General features: G+C 44.7%; 23 protein-coding genes, 1 other RNA gene and 1 riboswitch. Of the genes, 4 read left to right on the forward strand and 20 right to left on the reverse strand.

What is annotated here, in order from left to right:
- Positions 1-45: 45 nt before the first annotated feature.
- From ADU24_RS19340 to ADU24_RS19350, 3 genes are all read right to left on the reverse strand, one after another.
- Positions 46-1,377 carry a DUF4179 domain-containing protein gene (locus ADU24_RS19340; protein ID WP_053368165.1) on the reverse strand — a complete coding sequence of 444 codons (1,332 nt, stop codon included), beginning with the start codon at positions 1,375-1,377 and terminating at the stop codon, positions 46-48.
- Entirely contained in the window at positions 1,370-1,903 is a 534-nt protein-coding gene (locus tag ADU24_RS19345; RefSeq protein ID WP_053368166.1) for a sigma-70 family RNA polymerase sigma factor, read from the reverse strand. Before ADU24_RS19345 ends, ADU24_RS19340 begins: the two co-directional genes overlap by 8 nt.
- A gap of 178 nt (positions 1,904-2,081) precedes the next feature.
- Entirely contained in the window at positions 2,082-3,080 is a 999-nt protein-coding gene (locus ADU24_RS19350; RefSeq protein WP_231689648.1) for a DoxX family membrane protein, read from the reverse strand.
- A 130-nt stretch (positions 3,081-3,210) separates the two neighbouring features.
- Here ADU24_RS19350 and ADU24_RS19355 point away from each other — a divergent pair, with 130 nt between their 5' ends.
- Positions 3,211-3,654, forward strand: a complete 444-nt coding sequence (locus tag ADU24_RS19355) for a cell wall hydrolase (RefSeq protein ID WP_053368168.1) — start codon at positions 3,211-3,213, stop codon at positions 3,652-3,654.
- 172 nt (positions 3,655-3,826) lie between these two features.
- On the opposite strand, the gene ADU24_RS19360 is transcribed toward ADU24_RS19355, so the two are convergent.
- From ADU24_RS19360 to ADU24_RS19385, 6 genes are all read right to left on the reverse strand, one after another.
- The gene (locus ADU24_RS19360) at positions 3,827-5,176 is read right to left on the reverse strand and encodes an amidohydrolase (RefSeq protein WP_053368169.1); all 1,350 of its coding nucleotides are present in this window, start codon (positions 5,174-5,176) and stop codon (positions 3,827-3,829) included.
- Positions 5,173-6,885, reverse strand: a complete 1,713-nt coding sequence (locus ADU24_RS19365; protein WP_053368170.1) for an adenine deaminase C-terminal domain-containing protein — start codon at positions 6,883-6,885, stop codon at positions 5,173-5,175. The genes ADU24_RS19360 and ADU24_RS19365 overlap by 4 nt, the downstream gene beginning before the upstream one ends.
- A gap of 85 nt (positions 6,886-6,970) precedes the next feature.
- On the reverse strand, positions 6,971-8,014 hold the full coding sequence (locus ADU24_RS19370) for an ABC transporter substrate-binding protein (RefSeq protein ID WP_053368171.1): 1,044 nt from the start codon (positions 8,012-8,014) through the stop codon (positions 6,971-6,973).
- 117 nt (positions 8,015-8,131) lie between these two features.
- Positions 8,132-9,172 carry an ABC transporter ATP-binding protein gene (locus ADU24_RS19375; protein WP_053368172.1) on the reverse strand — a complete coding sequence of 347 codons (1,041 nt, stop codon included), beginning with the start codon at positions 9,170-9,172 and terminating at the stop codon, positions 8,132-8,134.
- Positions 9,173-9,210: 38 nt separating this feature from the next.
- Positions 9,211-9,990 (reverse strand): ABC transporter permease, encoded by a 780-nt coding sequence (locus ADU24_RS19380; protein ID WP_053368173.1) that lies wholly within the window; start codon positions 9,988-9,990, stop codon positions 9,211-9,213.
- Positions 9,983-10,819: an ABC transporter permease gene (locus ADU24_RS19385; protein ID WP_053368174.1), complete on the reverse strand. Its 837-nt coding sequence runs from the start codon at positions 10,817-10,819 to the stop codon at positions 9,983-9,985. The genes ADU24_RS19380 and ADU24_RS19385 overlap by 8 nt, the downstream gene beginning before the upstream one ends.
- 223 nt (positions 10,820-11,042) lie before the next feature.
- A riboswitch (purine riboswitch) is annotated at positions 11,043-11,143 on the reverse strand.
- 571 nt (positions 11,144-11,714) lie between these two features.
- On the opposite strand from ADU24_RS19385, the gene ADU24_RS19390 reads away from it, so the two are divergent.
- Complete coding sequence (locus tag ADU24_RS19390) at positions 11,715-12,659, forward strand: urea transporter (RefSeq protein ID WP_053368175.1); 945 nt, start codon at positions 11,715-11,717, stop codon at positions 12,657-12,659.
- Between the two features lie 138 nt (positions 12,660-12,797).
- Here the strand turns inward: ADU24_RS19390 and ADU24_RS19395 are convergent, their stop codons facing one another.
- Both ADU24_RS19395 and ADU24_RS23765 read right to left on the reverse strand, forming a co-directional pair.
- Complete coding sequence (locus tag ADU24_RS19395; RefSeq protein ID WP_053368176.1) at positions 12,798-13,778, reverse strand: carbohydrate kinase family protein; 981 nt, start codon at positions 13,776-13,778, stop codon at positions 12,798-12,800.
- Between the two features lie 43 nt (positions 13,779-13,821).
- Positions 13,822-13,956, reverse strand: coding sequence for a GH32 C-terminal domain-containing protein (locus ADU24_RS23765; RefSeq protein ID WP_197277534.1), 135 nt, complete (start codon positions 13,954-13,956; stop codon positions 13,822-13,824).
- 549 nt (positions 13,957-14,505) lie between these two features.
- On the opposite strand from ADU24_RS23765, the gene ADU24_RS19405 reads away from it, so the two are divergent.
- Positions 14,506-14,892 (forward strand): PepSY domain-containing protein, encoded by a 387-nt coding sequence (locus ADU24_RS19405; protein WP_053368178.1) that lies wholly within the window; start codon positions 14,506-14,508, stop codon positions 14,890-14,892.
- Between the two features lie 125 nt (positions 14,893-15,017).
- Positions 15,018-15,425, forward strand: a complete 408-nt coding sequence (locus tag ADU24_RS19410) for an LAGLIDADG family homing endonuclease (RefSeq protein ID WP_082306982.1) — start codon at positions 15,018-15,020, stop codon at positions 15,423-15,425.
- 531 nt (positions 15,426-15,956) lie between these two features.
- Here the strand turns inward: ADU24_RS19410 and ssrA are convergent.
- From ssrA to eno, 9 genes are all read right to left on the reverse strand, one after another.
- Positions 15,957-16,293: a transfer-messenger RNA gene (gene ssrA / locus ADU24_RS22750) on the reverse strand.
- A 159-nt stretch (positions 16,294-16,452) separates the two neighbouring features.
- Positions 16,453-16,920, reverse strand: coding sequence for an SsrA-binding protein SmpB (gene smpB / locus ADU24_RS19415; RefSeq protein WP_053368179.1), 468 nt, complete (start codon positions 16,918-16,920; stop codon positions 16,453-16,455).
- 151 nt (positions 16,921-17,071) lie between these two features.
- Positions 17,072-19,390 (reverse strand): ribonuclease R, encoded by a 2,319-nt coding sequence (gene rnr, locus ADU24_RS19420; protein WP_442853762.1) that lies wholly within the window; start codon positions 19,388-19,390, stop codon positions 17,072-17,074.
- A 75-nt stretch (positions 19,391-19,465) separates the two neighbouring features.
- Entirely contained in the window at positions 19,466-20,212 is a 747-nt protein-coding gene (locus tag ADU24_RS19425; RefSeq protein WP_053368181.1) for an alpha/beta hydrolase, read from the reverse strand.
- A 224-nt stretch (positions 20,213-20,436) separates the two neighbouring features.
- Positions 20,437-20,853 carry an NUDIX hydrolase gene (locus ADU24_RS19430; RefSeq protein ID WP_053368182.1) on the reverse strand — a complete coding sequence of 139 codons (417 nt, stop codon included), beginning with the start codon at positions 20,851-20,853 and terminating at the stop codon, positions 20,437-20,439.
- Positions 20,854-20,963: 110 nt separating this feature from the next.
- A complete protein-coding gene (gene secG, locus ADU24_RS19435) occupies positions 20,964-21,197 on the reverse strand; it encodes a preprotein translocase subunit SecG (RefSeq protein WP_053368183.1) in 234 nt (77 codons plus the stop codon).
- Positions 21,198-21,353: 156 nt separating this feature from the next.
- Complete coding sequence (locus ADU24_RS19440) at positions 21,354-22,271, reverse strand: DUF7916 family protein (RefSeq protein ID WP_053368184.1); 918 nt, start codon at positions 22,269-22,271, stop codon at positions 21,354-21,356.
- 329 nt (positions 22,272-22,600) lie between these two features.
- Entirely contained in the window at positions 22,601-23,977 is a 1,377-nt protein-coding gene (gene nagE / locus ADU24_RS19445; RefSeq protein ID WP_053368185.1) for an N-acetylglucosamine-specific PTS transporter subunit IIBC, read from the reverse strand.
- A gap of 277 nt (positions 23,978-24,254) precedes the next feature.
- Complete coding sequence (gene eno / locus ADU24_RS19450) at positions 24,255-25,550, reverse strand: phosphopyruvate hydratase (protein WP_053368186.1); 1,296 nt, start codon at positions 25,548-25,550, stop codon at positions 24,255-24,257.
- Between the last annotated feature and the right edge of the window lie 15 nt (positions 25,551-25,565).

Raw genomic sequence — 25,565 nt, forward strand, 5'->3', positions numbered from 1 at the left:
GCAGTGTGAAGAGGTTCTTAAAACCAGCCTATGCTTTCACGCTCTTTACTTAATCTCTATCTCTAGTTTAAGGTCATCCAACTTTATTAAATTGTTTTGAGGCGAAATGGCGATTAAGTCCTCCGGTGGGAGATTCGTATCAAATTTGGCAAGGTAACCCTCGTTATTTTTGATTAGGTTCATAGGTTGAATTTGCAGGTCCGTTTCCTTTTCCCTAATTCCAAGAAACTGCCTCCAATGTATAGGTCCCTCAATGGTATAGTATATCCAAAGCTGATTCCGGTATCGTTCAATCTTTTTTATGCTTATGCCGCTGTACTGGCCATGTTTTAAATGGATAGGCAGCTTCTGATTCAGGGATTCTTCCAGCATCTCCATCTGTCCGGTTTCAACTGAGTACGCCTGAATGGTAAGGGATTTTGGCAGTTTGCCTACAGGCTCATAAAACTCATTGAATGTTTCCCTGAACATGTTATTATCCAGGCCTTTCCCTGAGGTAGCAGCCGAATACATGCCGCCTATCTGCCTGCCCTTTTGGTCAGTCACTTCGAAAATATATCTTTTGGAAGGATTCTTGGTCATCTCATGCCCTTGTGGGACAGTTAAACTAATTTTAAGATTTGTAGTACTGGGGGTAAACATCGCCTCCTCCACTTTTAAAGTCATGTCTTTGCTTGTAACCGAATATGCCGGTTTTATTAATTTGTTTAAGCCTTCAATCTTTTTTACTGGGAATGTAAACTTCCATTCCCTTTTTTCATCTCCATGAGCAACTAAATCATATCCAAGCTCAAACTCATCCGGCAAATCACCCCAAAGCTGATATTCCATATAGTGTTGGCCCGTTTTCCCTATCGGTCCGCCACTGCTGGAATAGTCTATAAAATGTTCTCCATTTATAACTAATTTTTCAGTCGGAAATAAATCGAAAGGGTTTTTTACTTCAATCTCGGGTTTTATTGTATAAACAATTACGAGTCGCGCCCCGTCATACATGGCCCCGTTGACCGAAATGGCGATGCCCTTGTCCTCCGCTGTTTGTTTTATTTCCTGGAACCCCCCTTTCTCCCATACTTGTTGAATCCCGATATCGCCAAAAGCTTGTTGATTGGATTGCGGCGCCGGCTTTAGGACTGCAGAGTGTTCTCGCCTTTCCGTCCCTTTTTCAAAAATATTCACGTTGCTAAGCAGGAGGACGAATACTACCGCTGGAACGAGGGCTATTACGACATAAGGGCCCAAGTGAATTTTCATCCTTTTCCTAACCCGTCTATTTTGAAGCTTACTCTGCACGTCGCTTTTATCTCTATCCGAAAATGTTAGGCTCTCACCATACATTTTAATAAAGGCTTGTTGTAAGGATTGTTTCCTATTCATAAAGAAGTTCCTCCTTTACTACCGGCAATAGCTTCATTTTTGCGCGCCTGATCCTTGTTTTAACCGTCTCCGCCGAAACTTCGAGTACGTGGGCAATCTCTTTTACCTCAAGGTGATGGATGTACCTAAGGATCATCACTTCCCGATATTTTTTTCCAAGGCTCATGATTGCCATTATCACCTGCTCGTCCTCAGACTTTTTGAGCAGAACCGCTTCAGGTGTCTGATGGGTAGGTTCTTCTTTTACACGGCCACCTAGAAATATTCTTTTCAAATAAGATGATTTCAAATAGTCCTTGCACTCGTTTATGGTGATCCGGTATAGCCATGTTCTTAATGATGATTTCCCCTGAAACGAATGAATATGGGTATAGCACTTTACAAATACGTTCTGGACGATATCCTTCGCTGCTTCAATATCCTTCACATAAGAGAATGCAAGAATGGAAAGCTCAGTACCATAGCGATCCATGATTTCATTAAGGGACTGTTGCAAGTCAGGCTTATTTTCCGAGTAAAGTTCCATGTCCATCCCCCTTCCTTACTAATTAGACGAATGGTCTTTCAAGAGCGGTTCAAATCATTGGTTAAATTCTATTAAAGTCTCCAAAATCATCCCAAACGATTTTTATCGAAGCCCAACGAAAATAAGGCCAACGGATAATCCCGATTGGCCATTCGTCCTTTTTGATTTTGAAAAATCCTTAAGCAAACCGATAATAGATCAGCAAAAATGTAGAAAGAACAAAGATAAAATTCAGGAAAACGAAAACCATTTGATCCAGTTTCGTTTTGTGCATTTGGATTGGCGGGTGATAAAAAGAAACTCCCTCGATAATAAAGATAAGCAACACAATGTGAATCATCGCATGTCCGACAATTTCCGTATAGCCAAAAATCATCGTCGTCAGGATAAATAGCACTGTAACAACGACTGCAAGAATTCGGTTCAAAATCCCTACAACCAGCAAATAGCCGACAACAAATTCAATAAAAGCAGCCAGGACTGTGAACGTATCTGCCGGAAAGCCAAAGGTAGGCACGTGGTGATGGTGGATAATCTCATGCGTCATATTTGGGAAGACCCATTTCTCAACTGCTACCCAGCACAGGCTCAAACCCGTCCCAAGATACAAAAACGGAAAGCCCCAATCCTCCCACTTCGTTTTTCCGACCAGAAAAACGCCTATAATAGCGAGGTAAAATCCATAATCGAGCATATGGAACCAGCCGGCGGTCATTGTCACGTTTACAAACAGAATGAAAAGCACTATCGCACCTAACTTGGTAGCGATGTGGTGCGGAATAACGAGAAGGATGATCGCTGCCCACATTAAAATGGTTTCCCACGTATGTTCAATATGGAATTCGGGGGCAAACGTCGTTCCRGAAAAAACTTGCAGCAGCAGCGCCAGCGCTGTTCCGTATTTTAATACATGACGGGAATATGCTCTTCGCTTTTCAAGCCACCGGTCTATTCTTCTTGCCATTTCAAAACTAGTTAGCTTATGCATCACCTGCGATAACACCGCCAGGAGTACCGCGCATACTAAAGCCACCGTGATAAATAACGGAGAGAGGATATTCTCAATTGACTCCCTAATCGGCTTTACTTCGGCAAACCATTTAACGTGCGCTTGCGTTATAAGGGGCAACAGCACGATTCCCAGCAAAAACAAGCCCTGCGCTATTCTTTTCGCCACAAGAATCACCATCCTTTGTCATGTCGATTATTATTCCCTCACAGTTGGGATAAAACCCCGCAGAACAGATGAATAAAAAAAGACCTACACCAATCTAGGCCTTTTTCATACTATATCTTGGGGTGAAAATATGGCGAGAGTTAAATACCGGGAAGCAGACGTTAACTTAATGGCAAGGATGATGAGAGCAGAAGCAGAGGGTGAAGGAAAGCAGGGAATGCTGTATGTTGGAAATGTAATTGTTAACCGCCTCAAGGCAAATTGTTCGGACTTTAAAGGGCTTCGAACGATTCGCCAGGTTATCTTTCATGTCCAGGGAGGAAATTTTTCCTTTGAAGCCGTACAGAAAGGAAATGTATTTTATCAACGGGCAAGGGATGTTGAAAAACGTTTGGCAAGGCAGAATCTGGAGTATTGGAGACAGCACCCGGCGAAATTTGCCCTTTGGTACTTCAATCCGTATGCCCCCTGCCCTCCATCATGGTATGGCCAGCCCTTTTCCGGCCAATACAAAAACCACTGTTACTATGAACCGGCTCCTGATACATGCGAAGGGATTTATACGGGAGGGTGAAGCTTACTCATTTGGGTAAGCTTTTCCTGCGCTAAATGATTCGTCGTTAAGTAAGTGTTTTTAAAAAAAGAAACCTTGATGGCTAATTGCCAATCAAGGTTTCTTTCGGTATGTTATGAATTCAATTTCCAGCCTGTTAAGATTCCGACCAATGGGCTCTTTCCCATCTTATCTAACTTTCACCACGACCTTCATTTCCCTCCATCGCCTTTAACGCTTTACTTTTAAATCCGCATTGTTCCATCGCTTCAGCAAGGTCTGCCTTTAATTCGGCCAACTGAACACCCACTAATTCTTTTCCTGCAACAACCTGCTTCCCGCCGATGAATACATCTCTTACATTACTGGCATTAGCCGAGTACACTAAAGCAGAATACGGATCAAATATGGGAAACATATTGACTGAATCGGTTTCTACGAGGATAAAATCGGCTTGTTTCCCAGTTTCGATAGAGCCAATTTGCTCCTCCAGGCCTAAAACCTTTGCTCCCCCCATTGTCGCTAACTGGACAATCTTTTCGGCTGGGAACGCACTGCGATCCTGTAAATATGTTTTATGAAAATTGGCAAACAATCGCATCTGGCTAAATATATCGAGTGTATTGCCACTGCTCGGGCCATCTGTTCCTAACCCCACCGCTATGCCAGCAGACAATAAATCCCGTACCCGAGCTACTCCTTTGGCAGATTTCGTGTTGGCGCCGATACAATGAGCCACTTTCACATCATACTTCTTTAACAACTCAATATCATGGTCTGACAAATGAATACAGTGTGCAGCGACGAGCCTTGGGCTCAAAACGCCAATCTCCTCCAAAAATTCAATCGGAGTTTGATTGCGTTCTTCACGGTATTTGTTCATCTCAAAATCCATTTCACTAACATGCATCATCCAAGGCACATTGTATTTTTGAGACAAACGATCCGCTTGCTGAAGCACTTCAATCGTATTCGAATAGGGTGCATGTGGTGCTACTGTTGCTTTAATTCTGGGATGTCCGTGCCACTTCGGCATAAAACGTTCAGCGTAATGCAATCCCCCCATAGGCTCCGGTACATCTACGGTTATGGAATCCAGGACGGTTTCCCCTAAAATAGCTCGGCAATGCATTTCCTCTGCCGCAATCGCCAATTGATGCTCGAAATAATACATATCAAAGAAAGTCGTTACGCCGGCAAGCTGCATTTCCGCAATCGCATATCGTCCGCTCGTGTAGGCCAATTGTTCATTCATGCATTCATTTTCTAATGGAAATAAGAAACGGTGCAAACGATCGGGATAGTCATCGCCTAAAGAACGGAAGGGTACCATGCCGATATGTGTGTGCGTGTTTACCATACCAGGCAACAAAATAGCACCTTTGGCATCAACACATTTTTCATATGCGGTATCCTTCGGCAATGAATTCATTTCTCCGACTTCTGCAATTTTTTCCCCATCCACTAGTAAATAGCCGTTTTGAACTTGCTCCTTTTGTTCATTTATCGTTAATATCCAGGCATTTTTAATGAGTGTTCTCATATTTTTTCACCCTCTACCAATGGGATGATCATTTGGGAACGTACATTCATCATGCCTTTGTCTGTAATTTTTATAACAGGTGAGACTGGCAATGATAAAGTCGAAAAAGACATGATTTCATTGGTGTTGCGATAACCTAACTTAATCATCGCTTGGCGGACTTCCTTCAATTGTGCGCCTACTTCCTGTATCGGTGCATCGCTGATAATACCCCCAACTGGCAGTGGGCAGGCCGCCTGTACCTTTCCAGCCTTTACAACAGCATAGCCTCCCTGCATGTCCAATACTCGTTTTTGTGCGGCTAGTATATCCTCGGCGCTTGTTCCCATCACCATCAAATTGTGGTGATCATGAGCCCAGGTTGTGGCAACGGCTCCTTTTTCAGATAAAGCCTTTTCGACAAAACCGTAGGCGATATCCCCGGTTTTCCCATATCGCTCCATTACAACAATCAAGGCCAACCCACTACTCTCCCAATCCAAAAATCCATCCACGACGCTGACTTCCCGTTGTACATGTTCGGTAAATGTCCCCACTTCAGAAATTCGAATTACATTGACCAAGGCCTTATCAGATGCCTTCACCTTAATCTGTAAATCTTCTAATGTTAAGGGACGGCATTGAATGGATTGATAAAAATGATTAGGAAAATGAGGTTTCTCAGCTGGATATCGGAAATTACTTCCTTTTTCATGCACCAACTTGCCATCCTTATAAACTGCCGCTATATCCACGCTATCGAGACCATCCAATAGCATGAAGTCAGCCTTAAAACCAGGGACTATCGCACCCCGGTCCTGAAATCCCATTCGTCTGGCGGGGGTATACGTAGCGCAGTATAGCGCCTGCTCTACCGGCATCCCGCATGAAATAGCCAGGCGGACATTTGCGTCCAGATGCCCCTCCAGCAAATCGTCAGCCATCACATCGTCCGTAATGAAAGATACATATTCATAAAACTGATTCTCAACGATGACCCGAATCGTTTCCGGGGTAATCGATTTCTTTTGCAACTCCAAAAACATCCCGCTTGAGATTTTCTCATAAACCGATTCGGGCGTTTGGTGGGTATGGTCAGCCGTTAGGCCAGCATATAAAAATTTCGCAAGCTCCAATTGAGAAACACGCGGGATATGGCCTTCCAAAGGCATAAATGGCCTCTCCGTTTGAACAAGGTGGATAATTTGGCGAATTAAAGAACTTGGTTCATTAACAATCCCATTGAAATTCATCGCTTCCCCAAGCGCAATGACTTTAGGATGCTGCAGGAGCGTTTTCACTTCTTCAACCCCAATAATGCCGCCCGTCGTTTCTAATTCTGGTGTAGTTGAAGGGACAGAAGAAGGAATCGCAAAGAAAATATCCATAACACTTGGTTGGGAGAAGAACGCCTCGAGGCCTTCAATCCCAAACACATTCGCAATCTCATGGGCATCTGCGACAACAGTTGTCACTCCGTGTCCAATGGCGGCCCCTGAGAAAATAGAAGGCGAAGTCATCGAGCTTTCAATATGCATATGGATATCCATCAATCCTGGAACCATATACTGATTTTTGGCATCCACCACTTCGGCAGCCTCAATACTCTCGAATTCACCAGCCTTCAAATAGTAAAATTTGTCGCCAACAATTGAAACATTTTTCCGTTCAAACCTTTTCGTAAACGAGTTAAAAACCTGTGCATTTCTAATGATCAAATCGACTTGCATTTTAAAATCCCTCCACCACACGAATATCGTAAAAGAGAAAAAAGGCCAAGAATCATTCTTAGCCTTTCTCCTCCTTCCGATGGTATTATTTATTGAGAATTCGATTCCATTGATTAATCCAAGATTCAAGGTTTTCATTTACGAATTTCGGATCAATCCTTTTAGTCCGTTCTGCCACTTCGCCATATGTTTTGTTCTTTGCCGTTTCTCCGTCTAAAACAACCTCTTTATTGGATGGTGCTTCATTGATCGACACAGCCGTTTTTTCCTGGATTTCCTGGCTTAATCTCCAGTCAATATATTTATAAGCCAACTCTTTATTTTTAGAGTTTTTGTTAACGTTGATTGTGTTAAAGTTTGCGTATGTTCCCGATTGCGGGACGATATATTCGGCCTTTGGATTTGAAGTCGAAATGATCGGAACAGCAAAGTCGCCCACAACAGCTGCTACAATTTCACCAGATTGGAACATGTTTGCTAAATCGGATGACTTGCTATACGTTTTTACGACATTTGGTGCTAATTCCTTAATCCCTTTAAGGGCCGCTGCTCCATTATCGGTTGTAATATCCACATTCTCGTGATTGCTTGCTATATGAAGCATGGCTGGGCCAAAAGTGGACGTAATGTCCGGAATGGAGATTTTCCCTTTCAAAGATGGATTCCAAAGATCGTCCCATTCCTTGATTTCCATGCCTGCTGCCTCTTTATTATAAATAATCCCGATACTGTTCAATGTGTATGCAGGGCCAGAACCATCTGCAGATAATTCTTTCGCGCTCTCGATTAAGTTTTCCATGTTCGGCACTTTGGTGCTATCAATTTTTTCGAATAAGTCCGCCGCCGCTCCATCAGCCGCATTGGATTGGGATAATTCAATGACATCAACCGTTGAGTTTGGGTTGCTTTTTAGTTTAGTAATACGTTCGGAGCTTGTACCAGTTTCCAGTACAATATCTACATTATATTTCTCTTCAAAAGGCTTGAAGACATCCTCCTGCATTTTGTCCTCTTCCAAACCAAACGTCGAAACGATCAATTTTTGTTTTCCCTCAGCATTGCCGCCACATGCCGCCAAGATGCCAGCAGTTATGAACGTTAGACCAACCAAACCCAATTTTTTCTTCATTTTTTTCTCTCCCTTTTTATAGGTTCCTGAACTGTTTATACGGATTAATACCTGTCTTTTGAATATTTACGATTTCGCCATGTGCACGATAGTCATTGCCCAATCCTTCTCCACCATTTAAACGATGATTAGTTTGTGGGATGGAATTGATAATGTAACAGCATCCCCCATTTGATAAATGACATCATCCGCTTCGTTGACAAGTAATGTTCCGATAGATGTTTCAACCTCATATTGATAGGACTTTCCAAGGAAAGTACGGACTTTGATTGTTCCGGCCACGCTGTTAGTTGTATGCGGCCCGGTACCTGCTACTATATCGATGTCGTCTGGGCGGATTGTTCCAGTACGTTTTCCTGTTTCCCAATGGCGCGTACTTAAGAAAACCGTGCCATCAACAGCTTTATATTTTCCTTCTTGCTCTTTAGTTAAGTCAAAGAAATTCTCAAAGCCTATAAAGCGGGCGACAAACTCCGTTTTTGGATTTTTGTAAATTTCTTCCGGAGTGTCGAACTGCTCTATAACCCCTTTATTCATGACAGCGACTTTGTCGGAAATAGAGAAACATTCCTCCTGGTCATGCGTGACAAACACAGATGTAATCCCTAATTGGCTCTGGATGCGCTTGATTTCAATCCGCATTGCCACGCGCAATTTAGCATCCAGATTACTTAATGGCTCATCCAATAATAATAGTTTTGGTTCGATTACGAGAGCCCGCGCTAATGCCACACGTTGCCTTTGGCCGCCGGAAAGTTGCTTTGGATAGCGGCCACCAAGCTCGTCCAGTCCTGTAATGGCCAAAATATCCTTTACTTTTTTATCAATCGTATCCTTCTTTTCCTTACGCAATTTCAAGCCGAACTCGACGTTTTCCTTAATGGTTAGATGGGGAAACAAGGCATAGCTTTGGAATACCATGCCAAATCCTCGCTTATGCACGGGTACCCTTGTTAAGTTTTGTTTGTCGACCAGAAATTCACCATCATTTGGTTGAATTAAACCTGCAATTACACGTAAAGTGGTTGTTTTCCCGCAACCCGATGGCCCTAATAAGGAAACCAATTCGCCTTTTTCAATCGATAAATTTAAATCTTTTAATATATTGGATTGGTTATCATAACTTACACGAATATCTTTTAATTCAACATAGGACATATCGGTTTTCCCCCTTTACTGTTTTATCCTGGCTGTTCCTATGAAATACTTGCCAGCCCCAATGTCTTTTCAATAATGAACATCAGAACAACCGTGCCCAGCATTAAAATAACCGATAATGCCGATACAGATGGATCATAATTGTATTCAATGTAATTCATCAGGCTTGTTGGCAGCATTGTCACTCCAGGCCCTGATAAAAACTGGGATACCGGAATATTGTTAAAAGAATTAATGAATGCCAGCATAAAGGAAGCAAAAATACCTGACGTAATATTCGGCAAAACCACTTTTCCGAATGTTTGTAATTTAGTGCAGCCCAGTGTCCATGACACTTCCTCAATCGAGGTATCCAGCTGTTCGATGCTTGAGCCTACCACTCGAATGACGTAGGGCAAACAAATTAAAAAGTGGCCAAGCAGCAAGCCTTGAATAACCGGAAATTGGAATCTTATCACTATAAATTGATACAATGAATACCCGACGACCAAGCCCGGTACAATTGTCGGTGAAAGAAAGAAACTTTTAATCCAACTACGCCCAAGCACGTTGTGCCGCGCCAACGAGTATGCAGCCGGAACCCCGACGAACAGCGCCAAAACCGTCCCGAAAAATGCTATTTGCAAACTAAGAATGAAGCTGTCCATAAAGTACTCATTGCTAAATACCTTGCTGTACCAGTCAAGTGTAAAACCTTCAATCGGGAATTGAATCGTAGAATTCGTTCCAAATGAGGTTATGACAATAATCAGCAATGGAAGAAATAAAAACGCAAATACCAAACCCGCAAAGATTTTTAAGCCAATCTGTTTACGCACTTACCTCACCTCTCCTATCCATGCGTTTGGCAACCACGTTAAATAATTTCATAACGATTAGAGTTACAACAATCATAATCAGGGCAATGACACTTGCACCTTGCCAGTTGCCTAATGCAGTTGCACTCTGATACAAGAAGGTGGCTAGCATCATATTTCGGTTCCCTCCCAATAATTGTGGGGTTGTATAGGCAGTCATCGTTCCTGTGAAAACCAAAATACTGCCAACAATGATTCCTGGCACACTTAGCGGCAATATGACCTTCATAAAAGCGATCAAGCGATTCGCACCTAATGTTTCTGCCGCTTCCATAATTTCGGACTCAATATTTTCTAAAATCCCCACTAAGGTAATAACCATTAAAGGCAAGAATAGATACACGGACCCAATCACGATCGCAAACTCCGTATAAAGTAGAGTTAGTGGTTCGGAAATCAAGCCTGCTCCCATCAAGACATTATTCGCAACGCCGTTTTTCCCTAAAATCGTAATCCATGCGAAGCTTCGAACAACTGAATTTGTCAGTAACGGAAACAAGGTTAAAGACATTAAAAGACCGCGCCATTTCTTTGGACTTTGGGAAATATAGTATGCTGTCGGAACTCCTATAGCTGCGCAAATCAACGTCACAACCAGTGAAACCTTAATTGTCCGCCATAAAATACCTAAATTGTAACCATCCTTGAAGAACGAAATATAATGTCCGAGGGTAAATCCTCCATCAAAGAATGTAGGAAAAATGATGGAGATCAGAGGCAATACCAAGAACAAAATTAAGAGAATTAAACCTGGAGCCAAGATGATATAAGGAAATCTTCTGTGCGTCATTACTGGCCTCACTTTCTATTTTTTAAATGATGTTATTGAATGATAATAATTGGTCTATCGGGTTTGCCGAGAGATTACTAAAAAGCGGAAAAATTAAATCTTGCTCTTGTTAAAATAACCAAAAAGAAAAGCCCAAGAAATATTGAACACACAGATGAGTGAACAATATTTCTTGGGCTTCCAATACAAAATTGGTCTCCTGACAATAAAACAAGAGATTAAACACAAGAATATCGCCACTCATAGTCGAGACCTTTACGGGGTTCGGTAGAAACTTGCAGGCCATATCCCTGCGATTATATGAGTGAAAATTATTAAATTAATAACAACATGGATTATAACAGATAACATTCGACAAAAAAAGGTATTTTAATATAATTAAAAAGTTGGATTATTGTGAATAGGGTTAAGATGGAAGGGCGTTTTCAAAAAATATAGACGTATTCCCACCAAATAAGAAAGAAGAAACGGCTATTGCCGTTTCTCCAATAAAAGCTCCTTTACCTAAAACGTATCTACAGGCCGAAAAAATAAGTGATAGAAACACTGGGCCCAAAGGAAATAAATCCATTAACAAACGAATATTCAAAAATATTAAGACGTTAACGTTCGCCTTTAAATGATTCAAATGAAGAATTTTGTTGATTATCCACTAATTACATGGAAAATCCCGACATCCATAGGTTGATTCCTTCTAAACCATCATCTATCGTTAATTAATAGGATGATTTCCTCATAGAAGGGAACAAGCCTTTTTCTATTTCCGTTTACCTGCTTCCTTACGAGGTATTTAAACAATTAGGCAACCAAAAAACTTTGCCGCTGTGCAGAGAGAGAACGGCCTCCATTCAGAGGCAGGAATCCTAAGTAAGAAAATCCCGAAAGGAAGGATAGTATGCAACACATCCATCACAGGCCATGGACAGAAGGTAAAGTATTTTCCTTTCTGACGGCGGCTCTAAAGGGCGTTTCCCAGGTTCTGCTCATTGAAAATGCTCTTTCAGGGCTTGTCATGCTCATTGCTATAACAACCTTTTCCTATTCTTTAGGAATTACCGCTTTATTATCAGCCTTGATTGGCACACTTATCGGGGAAATAGGAGGCGCGGAAGAACAAACGATTCATCAGGGTCTGTTCGGGTACAATTCCGTGTTGACAGGTATGGCGCTAACCTTATTCCTAACAGGGCCGTACCATTGGATTATCGCTCTCACCGGCGCGGCAGTAGCAGCATTATTAACTGCGACCATGATGCATGTAATGAAAAATACGGGGATTCCTGTGCTTACAATTCCTTATATCATCGTGACATGGTTCACTCTGCTTGCTACTTACCGTTTAGAGGTTTTTCATTTAACGTCAAAACTAGTTCCTCAGGATATTTCTTATGTAGGATTGGATTTATCCGAAAAAATAGATTGGACTTATGCGGCATTTAACGGAATTGGACAGATTTTCTTTGTTCATAGTATCATTTCAGGGATTTTGCTTTTTATTGCGATTTTTTTAGCAGGATGGAAGCTAGGCCTTTATGCTGTACTGGGAAATGCAATTGCTTTGTTAACATCGTTTTCCCTTGGAGGAGAACATAATCCTATTTATATGGGCTTTTACGGATACAATGCTATATTGGCCACTTTAGGCGTTTCTGTCGTATTTAAGGCGATTCAAAACCGATTTGCGTTTTACTCCGGCCTTATCGTGGCTTTTTTAACCGTACCGCTTACCGCCAGTGTGACTACATGGCTTTTGCCATACGGGCTCCCGGTTTTGACCATGCCTTTCGTGCTTATCACATGGTTTTTTGTCGGGGCCAGAAAAGTCTTGCCAAACTTGTAAAATTTAAAACAATATTCAATTCAATGCGAGAGAGGATTCTCCTTGCTGCCTATTGGGCTACATTATCAGGGGGGCAGTATTTTCATATATCCTGCTAATGACAAAAACGACGTGTGCCATTCGCACACGTCATTTTTTTCATCTGGACTGTAACGTAATTAAATTAATAACATCTTCCTTGCTTGGAAGCGCTGAAATCGCCCCCTTGCCCGCCGCAGTCAATGCACCGCTCGCATTGGCAAAATTAAGGATTTCATCGTGCTTTTCCACCAAGAGCAATTCCAGGTTTCCGGGATCCGCCCCAGCTTCTAGGAGCTTGTACAGAAATCCGCCAATAAAAGCATCCCCGGCACCCGTTGTATCCTGGACCTCAACCTTATAGCCACGGGATTCCCATTTTGCCCTGTTCTTCATGTAAAGGTCTGCACCAGCAGCACCCTTCGTATAAACGACTGCCTGGACATCGCCCGCAAAAAGAGATTGAATGGCGTCTTCGACATCACTCAATCCCGTGATGAATTCCAATTCTTCATCCGAAATTTTCACAAGATGAGCCATTGGCAAGAATTCCAGGATCGCTGAACGGCATTCTTCGGGATCATCCCATAATGGCAGCCTTACATTCGGATCAAAGCTGATCAGTCCTCCTTTTTCCTTCATAAGGCGGATCGCGCGGAAATGTGCCTGTTTCATTGGGCTTTCAACAAGGTCGACTGAACAGAAATGCAGGACATCACCTTTTCCAAACCATTCAGCCTTCACTTCTTCCTCGGTAAAAAGCAGGTCCGCCGATGGCTTCCGGTAGAAGGAAAAATCCCTTTCTCCGTTGTCCTTCAGGGAAACAAATGCCAAACCGGTATTCGCTTCGTCTGTGCGAAGGATTTCATCCGTATGGACTCCGGCCTTCTCAAGCTGTTCGATGAGAAAATCACCGAAAGCATCCTTACCGAGCTTTGTAATCATCGAAGCATCATGCCCGTACTTCGCAACAGCAGCCGCCACATTGGCAGGAGCGCCGCCGGGAGCCCGTTCAAACGAACTTACATCCTTCAACGCCTGGCCCCGCTGAAGAGGGATAAAATCAATTAATACTTCTCCAATTGAATAAAGTTTCGTCATGTGCTCACCCCTAAAAAGAAATGCCTTATGCCAGTTCGTGTTTTTAATAGGCTATCTTTAGTTTACCATCACCGAACACAGCAATGCCCTTTGATGCACTCTTCGGAAAGACACGCGCTGTGATGACGGCTCCTTCGCCGTTTATGAAAATCCCGGCAATGCTGTGATCGACACACATTTGTTTCTTCACTGTTTTTTAAATCTCAAGCAAAGAGGTCCAGACAAAACCGTATTTATCGCACCCTTTATTTTTGCTGGAAAAGATCTGCGGCGTATATAAAAGCACAGCCTCTTTCAAGTTCCTTATAGTGATTGACTTACAATGTAAGCAATTCGATATCCAAATTGCCCAAAACATAAATGCCGCCATAAAGATTATGGTAGCCATGGCCCTATGATTCCACCCCTTGAGGGGATACCACGAGCACGTCATGGCCATCCGGCTCAAAAAGGTGGGCACTCCAGCACGTAAACGGAATCTGGCAAACCCAGTCCAAGGCCTAGTTCCCCTTAAAAAGCCCACTCAATCTTATTATCTGATTCATATACAATAATCGCGCCTATTAGGTCTGAACGCTGAGCCTCCAGCAGCAAGGAGAAGCGGCCATCACGATTGATTACTTCAACTTTCTAATGCTTTTCTAATGGAATTTTAAACTTCCCCTTCTAATGCTTTAATTTCAGACGGCTATGATAAGGATACAAACAAGATTAGGGGATGAAAAAGATGAAATTATTCACAAAACTACTAACCAACGTTTTACTGATAGGAAGCCTCGGAATGTTTGCTTACGCTACCATAGATAACCAATCTGTATCCGCCCAGGCCAATGTACCTGCCAGCAAGATCAACCAGTTGAAGGCTATTGATATTGCTTCACATCTGACAAGAGGCGGTCTTGTAACGGACAGTCATCTAACCCAGGAAGGCGGGTTAAAGAAGTATGAAATCACTATCACAAAACAAGACCGGGATTACCAAGTGAAAATCGATGCCTTAACAGGGAAAGTGATTGGCTATAACGAAGTAGCACAAGAGCAAAGCAATTTCGAAAAGGAGAACAGCTTACCTAACAATAGTGTACCTAATGTGTCAGTCGAAGAAGCAAAATAGGCTGCTTTGAAGCATGTGGAGGGAGCTATTACAGGAAAGAAACTTCACCCCTAATTGGGTTGGAGTATTGTGGTCATTAATTTTATAATAGAGAAGAAGATTGAATAACCTTGGAGGGGTTAATTGTGGAGGAGTGGGAGGCATCCTATCTTGCGGGAATTATCGATGGAGAGGGGAGCATAACATTAACTCGAATGCATCGAAAAGAATTTAGACGCCCATGTATTACTATAGCCTCCACAGATATTGAGCTCTTGGAATATGTAAAAAGTATCACTGGAGGCACCATCGTTAATAAGAAAAACTACAGACCTTTGAAGCACAAAAACTCTTATTGCTTAAACATTGTTAAAAAGAAAGAGGTTTTCACAGCTTTAAAGCAAGTTTCTCCCTATTTGAGAGTGGAAAGAAAAAAGGACCGATGTAACTGGATTCTTCTACACTACAATAACGTTACCCCTAGGAACGGAAAATATGATCAACAAAAACTTGCTCTAAAAATTGAATTTGAAAAAAGTTTCTTTTGTTTATAACCATCTAGCCTGTACTCCTATAAAAATATCCTTGGAGGGAGGAAGTTGGAATATAAGGATTTAGAGAATTGGAATATTGATGCTACGCCGAGAGTGGGATTGGGTTCTCTACCCTGCTATCAAAAATTTTTTCCACTTCATCAAGGTATAGGACTCAAACCTCCTCTATTGTTTAACAAATTGTCTTAAACATAATAGTGTCAGAAGCTATTTTAAACAAAAAAAAACCACCAATTATGTATTGGTGGAGACGGTGGGACGTGCATTTCCATTCTTTCGAGATGGCACTGACTATATCTTCGACCTTCTTTATAAAGGCCGTCTGGCGTATTATGCATAATGCAGATTTGCCCGGTTCCCGGACAGATTATGCATCCTAGTACTACCCAGTGGGCAGCCTATAAGTCGATACACGGCTGTTGGATTGCCCCACATACCGCTCGGCATTGCCTTATCGCGCAAGCGCGACTTAGGTTTCACCGATAAAGCCAGATTTTCACTTGCATATTGCTATGCAAGGCGACTAATTACTAATCGAACCCACGTCCAAAGATATCGGCACTTAGGCTTCTACGAGTGTAGTCGACATATTCGCGATTCGCTGAGCCATCTGCCTGTCGACAGGCGTTTGGTCAGCTAGCCTGGTTGTTCTCTTCCTTCTCCCTCAGGCGGTGGGATCCGGCGTAGCCTACTAAGAGTGAGTCCGCTACCCTACCACATAGGCGATGGAGGGGCGAACAGCTATGCAGTTATTAAGCTGCGAAAGCTAGGTTGTTGTTAGTTTTGCCAGTTATTGGCGTTGACGTTTTTACGAGGCCGATCCCCTCGACTCGCAACCTAAGCTCGAACTACCCCTGTCGAATCCGTAGCGTCCCCATTTAGTATATGTGCGGCAAGAATTCCTGCCGGACGTCGGAAAAGCTCAGAGTTGAGCTTAGATTATGTGCCGCAATTAACCTGCGACAATTCTTATTATAGCACAAACAGCCAATTTTTCAATAGGAAGGACTTGGTCTCCCAGTCTTTCCTACATTTTTTGGCGCTCGCGGAATGCTCTTTCGATGTCTCGCTTTGCTTCTTTCTGTTTCAGGTCTTCACGTTTATCGTATTTCTTCTTCCCTTTCGCAAGGCCGATGAGCACTTTGGCGTAGCCGTTCTTCAAATACATTTTTAATGGCACGAGCGCATAGCCTGCTTCCTTCGTTTCCCCAAGCAGCTTCATGATTTCCCGTTTGTGCAAAAGAAGCTTCCGTGTCCTTAGCGGATCATGGTTGTATCGGTTCCCTTGTTCATACGGGGAAATATGGACACTGTACAGGAACATCTCGCCATTGTGGATTCTTGCATACGAATCCTTCAATTGCACCTTGCCGGCTCGGATTGATTTAATCTCGGTCCCTTGCAGCACGATTCCGGCCTCATATGTCTCTTCTATAAAATAGTCATGGTACGCTTTTTTATTTTGCGCGACTGTTTTCCCAAAACCTTTAGGCATGCTGACTCCCCCTAACATTCCTTAATTGTAGCAAAATTTCTCTATTCCCACAACGGATGGGCCGGGAATGAAAGAGAGCCTCCAGGAGGCCCTCCAATTTGCTGCGGTAATTTACTGGCCGGTTTAAAGAGCAAAAMCCCGCCAGCCACACCTACCGCTTTTTATTTTTTCGCTTTACACTTTTGTTTTTCGGTACGTTTTCGTAAAATTTACGTTTCTTTTTCTTCGCCTTATCGCCATCCGAAGAACCAGGCTCCGTGCGGCCTATACTTTTGGATACGGAACCGCGTCCGCCTCCCTTGCCATTGGTCGGCTTCTTGTCGGAACTGTTCGTCCTGAAAACGCGGCCTTCCCCGCTTCGTTCGCGCCTTTTCCCTTTCATGCCGACGATTTCAAAATCGATCGACCGTTCATCCTTGTTTACATTGATGACGCGGACGGTGATTTCGTCTCCAATCCGGAACACATTGCCGGTTCGTTCGCCAATCATCGCAAAATGGCGCTCATCATAGCGGTAATAGTCATCTGTCATGTAGCTGACATGGACAAGTCCCTCAATCGTGTTCGGAAGTTCAACAAACATACCGAAGTTTGTAACCGAGGAAATAATTCCATCGTATTCCTCGCCGATTTTGTCTTCCATGTACTCCGCTTTTTTCAGCTCGTCTGTTTCCCGCTCGGCGTCGACTGCCCGGCGTTCCATTTTGGACGTATGCTCGGCAATCTCCGGCAGCCTCGCATTCCATTTTTCCCGGGTTGCTTCATCCAGCTTTCCATTTATAAGATATGTCCTGATAAGCCGGTGGACAATCAAGTCCGGATAACGGCGGATCGGAGAGGTGAAATGCGTGTAAAACTCGGTTGAAAGGCCGAAGTGGCCAAGGCTTTCAGGATAATACTTCGCCTGCTGCATCGAGCGCAGCATTACCGTTGAAACGACCATTTCCTCCGGCTTGCCCTGGACTTCTTCAATGATTTCCTGAAGGGCGCGCGGGTGGACTTGATTTGCCGTCCCCCTGACAAAATAGCCGAAATTCGTGATGAATTCAAAGAAGCGGCGCAGCTTTTCCTCCTTTGGATCCTCGTGAATCCGGTAGATGAATGGAACATCCATCCAGTGGAAATGTTCAGCGACCGATTCGTTGGCCGCGAGCATAAATTCTTCAATCAGACGCTCGCCGACAGAGCGCTCGCGAAGAACGACATCAACCGGTTTGCCATCTTCTTCAACAAGTACTTTCGATTCCTTAAAGTCAAAATCAATCGCGCCGCGGCCCATTCTTTTTTTACGCAAAATAGACGCAAGCTCTTCCATTTGCTCGAACATTGGAACGAGCGCTTCATAGCGGCTGCGTATTTCTTCATCTTTATCGACTAGGATCTTGTTCACATCGCTGTACGTCATCCGCTCGGTCGTCTTGATGACGCTTTGGAATATTTCATGGTTTACAACATGCCCGCTCGAATCAATCTCCATTTCGCATGAGAGCGTCAGGCGATTCACCTTCGGGTTAAGGGAACAAATCCCGTTCGACAAACGGTGTGGAATCATCGGAATAACCCGGTCGACGAGGTATACGCTCGTTCCGCGCTCTTCCGCTTCCCTATCAATTGGGGAGCCCTCAGTTACGTAATAGCTTACGTCTGCAATATGGACGCCCAGCTTATAATTGCCGTTATCAAGTTTTGTTACAGTAACGGCATCATCAAGGTCCTTCGCATCGGCGCCGTCAATCGTAACGATGACCTGGTCGCGCAGGTCGCGGCGCCCTTCCATGTCGCGTTCGTCGATTTCATCCGGCACCGAATTTGCCTGGTCAATCACTTCCTCTGGAAACGCGAGCGGCAGGCCATGCTTGTAAATGACCGACAGGATATCGACGCCCGGGTCATTTTTATGGCCGAGGATTTGGATAACCTCGCCCTCTGCACTCGTCCTTCCTTCCGGATAGCTGACGATCTTCACGACAACCTTATGGCCTTCGACTGCGCCTCCGTTAGCTGCCTTTGGAATGAAGATGTCCCCGGCGAATTTTTTCTCGTCCGGGATGACGAACCCGAAGCTTTTGCTCTCCACATATGTCCCGACCATTTGGGTGATGCCGCGTTCCAGGATGCGGATGACCGTCCCTTCCCTGCGCTCACCCGATGTTTCCGATGAAACCCGGACAAGAACAGTATCGCCGTGCATTGCATTGTTCGTTTCATTTGGCGGAATGAAAATATCATCCATACCTGGTTCTTCCGGCATAACGAATGCGAAGCCTTTCGCATGGCCGGCAACCTTTCCGCGAATCAAATTCATTTTTTGCGGCAGTCCGTAGCGGTTTGAACGGGTCCGGACGACAAGGCCTTTTTCCTCCATCTGGACGAGTGCCTTGACGAATTCCTTAAAATCAGCTGAATCTTCGATCCCAAAAGCTTCCTCAAGCTCCTGGACAGTCAGCGGCTTGTAGGCTTCATCTCTCATATATTGCAAAAGCCTGTCTATATGTGCTTGAATATTATCTTCCAAGCTAATCCCTCCCTTACAGGGTGTTTCTTATTATTCTTTCCAATCTAGGCTTTCCAGAAACGCATAAACATCCTCATGGAGTTGTTCTTTCTCCTTATCGAGGGTGATAACGTGCCCAGATTCCTCATACCACTTGATTTTCTTGTCAATCGACTCCGCTTCGCTATAAATAATATTGGCGCTGTTCGGGTTTATTATCCGGTCGTGGCGAGCCTGGACGACAAACAGCGGCGCATAGATAAGGTCGACATGGCCGCGCACATCCGTAATCAGTTCTTGGAGAGCTTTTAGCGTCGTCATCGGGGTCTTCATGAATTCAGCCATTTCCTCATTTATTTCTTCAGGTGATTTTCCTTCATGCTCTTTGTACTCGCGGGCATAATGGACCACCCCTTCATACATCGTTTCCTCGCTTCTGAAATCCATCGGGGCGCACATTGGAATAATACCCTTTACAGGAACCGTGTAACCAAGCTTGAGCGAGAACACTCCGCCAAGGGACAGGCCGGCAACCGCAATTTCCTCATAGCCCTTATCTTTTAAAAATTGATAGCCGCGCATGACGTCCTGCCACCAATCTTCAGGTCCGGTTTTCAAAAGCTCTTCGGGCGGGACCCCATGGCCTTTATAGTGAGGCGCATGGCTTGTGTATCCTTTTTTCTCAAGGAAGCGGCCGAGCATGCGGACATCGGCGGAACTCCCGGTGAAACCGTGCAGGAGAAGAACCGCGCGCGGACCAGCTTCAAATGTAAACGGCTTAGGTGGTTGTACTTTCATTTCTGTTGTCTCCTTCTTGCGTACATCTTCCTTTAGTTTTAACAAAGGCAAGCCACACATGCCAGAAATAAGTCTTCCGATTATGGTGGTTAATTTACTGAAAATTTAGATACATCCGAATCAAAAGAAATATGGGGCGAATCTTTTTAAAAACAGGGTGAATAAGCAAATAAATGGGGCGAATTATATTCTGACTAAGTAAATGCACAACTTACGCGCTTCTATTAAGTAAAATTACCCCGATTTTCCATGTGATTTAGCAAAAAGCCTCGATCCTCCGGGAAGGATAGCTCCAAAGTAGCCAAGTCATCCACTGTTTTCCAGGCAATATCATAAATCAGGTTATCTGGATCCTGGATTTTTCGGCTGCCGCCCACGATTTTTACAATAAAGTAACGGACTTCAACCATAAAACCTTCATATGTACCTGTTTTTACCTTTACTTCGTCAAGAACCTCAACAAGATAACCCGTCTCTTCCTCGAACTCCCGTTTGCAGCATTCTTGGAAGCTTTCGCCTTCCTCAACGCCTCCGGAAGGCACCGACCACTTTTTCACTTCCTCAGGCATCCCCTGCAAAACCATTAATAGGTTGCCTTCTTCATTTATGCATATACCCGCTGCGCCTGCCCACTTTAACATACAATCGCTCCTTTTAATCCAATCCCACTCATTTATTCGAGAGCAACAGCTTTACATCCTTTTTAATAAAAAAATAAAACCCGGCACGCGGCCGGGCTCATTTTTTTGTATTAAAGTTTGAAGTATGTTACGGCAATTGTCAGGATAAAGAACAATACCGCAAGGACAACCGTAATCCGGTGAAGGACCAGGTCGATTCCGCGTGCTTTCTGCTTCCCAAAAAGCTGCTCCGCCCCGCCGGAAATCGCGCCGGAAAGTCCCGCGCTACGGCCAGATTGTAGTAAAACAACGACGATTAGTCCGATTGATACGATTACCAATAATGTTACAAAAAATGCATGCATGAAGGCCACCTCCTGTTAGACGTTCATTCACAGTATTCTTAATTTAACATATAATCCCGTTTTTCACAATAGGAGGATTGAGGGAGATTTTAACGGCTATGCTTGGCATGGGTATTCAGCCAGGCAGCATGCTTTCGGCAGCAAAGGGGTGATGTCCTATCGCATAACCGAAGCTGACATTCGGACATATGTATGCCGCTTGCCGCGGACAACGATGGAATACGCCAGGATATTTTCCGGCAATGCGATTCCATTCGCGCCAGCATCGCCAATATGGTAAAGATCCGCCCCGGCCATTTTGCTGTTCAGGGCAATTTGCCTAATGGTTGCTTCGTCCGATCCTTCCTGGCTTGTCCCGGTCGTGAGGATGGCGAGCGCTCCCTTTGCATGGACAAGGTCTACGAGGCGCACTGTTTTTGATACGGTAAAGCCCGGAACGGTTCCCGGGGATGGGATGAGGATAATATCGGCACCCGCCTCAATGAAACTATGCAAAGTTTCTTCCCCCATCAGGCTGCTTCCGGTTTCGCCCGCGACTCCGGCTCCATGCATTTTTCCGGCAATAATCAGTCCTTCAGGTCCAAAGACATCCCGGGCGACGGCAATTGCTTTCGTGATTTCGGCATTTGAGACACCTGTTTTCGGGTTTCCCGTCAGACATACGAAGTCAAAACCTAGCTCCTTTGCCCTSCGGAGGGACTGCTCGGTTGCAATGCGTCCTTCAGGTAGTTCAGTGAGTGCTTCAAGCTTTTCCGCTGAAAGGTCGACAGGTTCAAGGTTCAAGCCGACCGGCCTGCCAACAAGCTGTTTAAGGCTGCGGACAATTTCCTTCGGTTCGGTATCGGGCATTCCCTGAATTTCAGGGTTGAAAACGTCAAAGAAGTTCAGGAGAATCAGGTCCGCCCCAAACGCCGCCACCATTTCGGCGTTTGTCACAGCAGGGTAAAGCGGGGTGAACGCGCCGATGACCTCGGCTAAAATCGTTCTCCCTTCCGAGGCGAGGATGGACTTTTTAATATCCTGTCCGGTCATTTTCACAAAATCGGAAGCGGTGCAATCAAGAATTCGTTTCAACGCGGCTACCTCCCAGGGAATAAATTGTTATTTGGCTACTTAAATCTTTACTCTTCCAATCTGGATATATACAAGGCAGAGGCAATCCGTTATTCATCGAAAGTATGACAGGAGGTTCCAGTTCTGCAGTCTGGCTACAAACTTGTTTTGGTTTATGAGCTTTTAATATTTTGGAAGAGCGGCACTCTCCTTTTTTATGGGGATTCTTTTCTTTAATTTTCGCATGGGCGGATCGTTCTGTATCAGCCCCTCCGTTAAAACCACTCTTTTTGGTGCAGAACCAATAAAAAATACCTGGCGGCACGTGGCCGCCAAGCGTTTCAAATTATTTATAGCTTTTTCATTTCGTTGGACAGGAATTCAACGTCGGTGCCGACAACCACCTGGATGTCCTGCTTGCTAAGCTTGATGACTCCCTTGGAGCCTAGTTGTTTAAGGCGGGTTTCATTCACGTTATCAACGTCCTTAACCCGGAGGCGAAGGCGGGKGACGCAGTTGTCGATGCTGAGCAAGTTGTCCTTTCCGCCAAGGGCATCGACATATTGGACGGCGGCAGTATGGTAATCCCCTTTAATCGCTGAATCCTCGTCAAACTCACCTTCTACATCATCTTCCCGTCCCGGAGTCTTCAGGTCGAGCTTCTTGATCAGGAAGTAGAAGACAACAAAGTAAATGGCTGCATACACAAGGCCGACCAGTGCGAGCAGAAACGGCTTCGTTGCGATTCCGTAATTCAGGAAATAGTCAATCGCGCCTGCCGAGAACCCAAATCCGTGCCGTATGCCCATCAAATAGGTAACTGCTAGTGCAATCCCTGTCAAAAGTGCGTGGACAAAGTAGAGGACTGGAGACAAGAACATGAACAGGAATTCAATTGGTTCGGTAATACCGGTCAGGAACGAGGTAAACGCAAGCCCGATCATAACCCCGGCAACTGCTTTGCGCCGTTCCTTTTTGGCGGCGGCAACCATCGCTGCGGCTGCGGCTGGGAGGCCGAACATCATGACCGGGAAGAATCCCGTCATGAAGATTCCCGCATTTGGATCCTTCGCAAAGAAACGGGTCAAGTCACCTTTCACGACTTCGCCGGCAGCATTCGTAAATTCCCCAAATTCAAACCAGACAAGTGTGTTGAGGACATGGTGCAGGCCGAGCGGAATGAGCAAACGGTTCAGGAAGCCGAATACTCCGACTCCAAGCGCACCCGCGCCAACAATCCAGTTCCCAATAGAGTTGATTACGTGCTGGATCGGCGGCCAAACGAAGCCGAATATGGCGGCCAAAACAAGCATCGCCAAGGCAGTGATAATGGGGACGAAGCGCCGCCCTCCAAAGAATCCAAGCCAATCCGGAAGTTTGGTATCATGGTATTTATTGTACAATAGCCCGGCGATTACCCCGGCAAGGATCCCTCCAAGAACCGCCATGTTAATTTCTTCATTGATGGCTTTTGTGCCTTCCGTCAAAATAAAATAGCCAATTGCGCCGGCAAGCCCGGCGGCTCCATTGCCATCCTTCGCGATTCCGACAGCGACCCCGATTGCAAAAAGGAGTGCAAGGTTTGCGAAAATTGCGTTACCAGCAGAAGAAATAAATTCAATATCCAATAAGTCCGGCTGGCCCAGGCGAAGCAATAGGGCGGCTGCTGGCAACACGGCAATCGGGAGCATGAGCGCCCTTCCTATCCGTACCAAAAAACCTAACATCTTTCCACACCTCTCCCTCTTCAATTTTTAAAGCGCTTTCAAAGACAGGCAATAGCCTGACTACCTTTATATTAACCACTATATTTGTACAGGTAAAATAATATGTGTCGAAAAATTGCGACTTTTTTCAGCCGACCCTCATTATATTTTATACAAAGTATAAGTACTTAATTGGAAAGGCCTTTAAAATGAAATAAAAACTCCTCCAAATGTGATGCTGCACATTGGAGGAGTTTTTTTCTGAATAAGCAGTTACGTCCCCTGCTTTACTGCCCACTTACTTCTTAAGGTTGTAGAAGCTTTTAAGGCCAAGGTATTGGGCAGTTTCGCCGAGCTGGTCTTCAATACGAAGCAGCTGGTTGTATTTTGCCACACGGTCAGTACGGGATGGTGCGCCCGTTTTGATTTGGCCTGCGTTTGTTGCGACAGCGATATCAGCGATTGTTGCATCTTCCGTTTCACCTGAACGGTGGGAAATGACAGCTGTGTAGCCCGCGCGCTTCGCCAATTCGATCGCGTCGAACGTTTCAGTCAATGTACCAATTTGGTTCACTTTGATCAGGATGGAGTTGCCGACACCCTGCTCGATTCCTTGTGCCAACTTTTTCGTATTTGTTACGAATAGGTCGTCACCAACAAGCTGGACTTTATCGCCAAGGCGCTCAGTCAGAAGCTTGTGGCCTTCCCAGTCGTTTTCGTCCAAGCCGTCTTCAATTGAAATGATTGGATATTTGGATGCCATTTCTGCATACCAGTCAACCATTTCTGCAGAGGTTTTCACAACACCTTCGCCAGACAGATGGTATTTGCCGTCTTCTCTGTTATAGAACTCAGAAGAAGCCGCGTCCATTGCGAGCATAACTTCTTCACCTGGCTTGTAGCCTGCTTTTTCAATCGCGGAAACGATTGTCTGAAGCGCTTCTTCGTTGGAGCCAAGGTTAGGCGCAAAACCGCCTTCATCACCAACAGCTGTATTCAGGCCTTTTTCTTTCAGCACTGATTTCAGGCTGTGGAAAATTTCCGCACCCATGCGAAGGGCTTCACGGAAGTTCGGAGCGCCGACAGGCATGATCATGAATTCCTGGATATCGACGTTGTTGTCCGCGTGCTCACCGCCGTTGACGATGTTCATCATTGGAACTGGAAGCTGCTTGGAGTTGAAGCCGCCCAGGTATTGATACAATGGGATATCAAGGTAGTCTGCCGCTGCGTGGGCAACCGCCATCGATACTCCAAGAATGGCATTGGCGCCTAGTTTCCCTTTGTTTTCCGTGCCGTCAAGCTCAATCAGGGCCTGGTCAACGCCAACCTGGTCAAGGACGCTGTATTCACCAATCAATTCAGGCGCAATAACGTCGTTCACGTTTTCAACAGCTTTCAGTACGCCTTTTCCAAGGTAACGGTCTTTGTCACCGTCGCGAAGCTCGACTGCTTCGTGCTCACCGGTAGAAGCACCGCTTGGAACGAGCGCGCGTCCGAATGCGCCGGATTCAGTGAAAACTTCTACCTCGATTGTTGGATTGCCGCGGGAATCAAGTACTTCACGTGCGTAAACATCAGTAATAAATGGCATGCAGTATCTCTCCTT

The organism is Bacillus sp. FJAT-27245 (assembly GCF_001273955.1).
GTDB lineage: Bacteria > Bacillota > Bacilli > Bacillales > Cytobacillaceae > Bacillus_D.

Coding starts and splice junctions, on each gene's coding strand:
- ADU24_RS19340 (WP_053368165.1), bottom strand. CDS start 1,377: ATGAATAGGAAACAATCCTTACAACAAGCCTTTATTAAAATGTATGGT.
- ADU24_RS19345 (WP_053368166.1), bottom strand. CDS start 1,903: ATGGAACTTTACTCGGAAAATAAGCCTGACTTGCAACAGTCCCTTAAT.
- ADU24_RS19355 (WP_053368168.1), top strand. CDS start 3,211: ATGGCGAGAGTTAAATACCGGGAAGCAGACGTTAACTTAATGGCAAGG.
- ADU24_RS19360 (WP_053368169.1), bottom strand. CDS start 5,176: ATGAGAACACTCATTAAAAATGCCTGGATATTAACGATAAATGAACAA.
- ADU24_RS19365 (WP_053368170.1), bottom strand. CDS start 6,885: ATGCAAGTCGATTTGATCATTAGAAATGCACAGGTTTTTAACTCGTTT.
- ADU24_RS19370 (WP_053368171.1), bottom strand. CDS start 8,014: ATGAAGAAAAAATTGGGTTTGGTTGGTCTAACGTTCATAACTGCTGGC.
- ADU24_RS19375 (WP_053368172.1), bottom strand. CDS start 9,172: ATGTCCTATGTTGAATTAAAAGATATTCGTGTAAGTTATGATAACCAA.
- ADU24_RS19385 (WP_053368174.1), bottom strand. CDS start 10,819: ATGACGCACAGAAGATTTCCTTATATCATCTTGGCTCCAGGTTTAATT.
- ADU24_RS19390 (WP_053368175.1), top strand. CDS start 11,715: ATGCAACACATCCATCACAGGCCATGGACAGAAGGTAAAGTATTTTCC.
- ADU24_RS19395 (WP_053368176.1), bottom strand. CDS start 13,778: ATGACGAAACTTTATTCAATTGGAGAAGTATTAATTGATTTTATCCCT.
- ADU24_RS23765 (WP_197277534.1), bottom strand. CDS start 13,956: ATGTGTGTCGATCACAGCATTGCCGGGATTTTCATAAACGGCGAAGGA.
- ADU24_RS19405 (WP_053368178.1), top strand. CDS start 14,506: ATGAAATTATTCACAAAACTACTAACCAACGTTTTACTGATAGGAAGC.
- smpB (WP_053368179.1), bottom strand. CDS start 16,920: ATGCCTAAAGGTTTTGGGAAAACAGTCGCGCAAAATAAAAAAGCGTAC.
- rnr (WP_442853762.1), bottom strand. CDS start 19,390: ATGAGAGATGAAGCCTACAAGCCGCTGACTGTCCAGGAGCTTGAGGAA.
- ADU24_RS19425 (WP_053368181.1), bottom strand. CDS start 20,212: ATGAAAGTACAACCACCTAAGCCGTTTACATTTGAAGCTGGTCCGCGC.
- ADU24_RS19430 (WP_053368182.1), bottom strand. CDS start 20,853: ATGTTAAAGTGGGCAGGCGCAGCGGGTATATGCATAAATGAAGAAGGC.
- secG (WP_053368183.1), bottom strand. CDS start 21,197: ATGCATGCATTTTTTGTAACATTATTGGTAATCGTATCAATCGGACTA.
- eno (WP_053368186.1), bottom strand. CDS start 25,550: ATGCCATTTATTACTGATGTTTACGCACGTGAAGTACTTGATTCCCGC.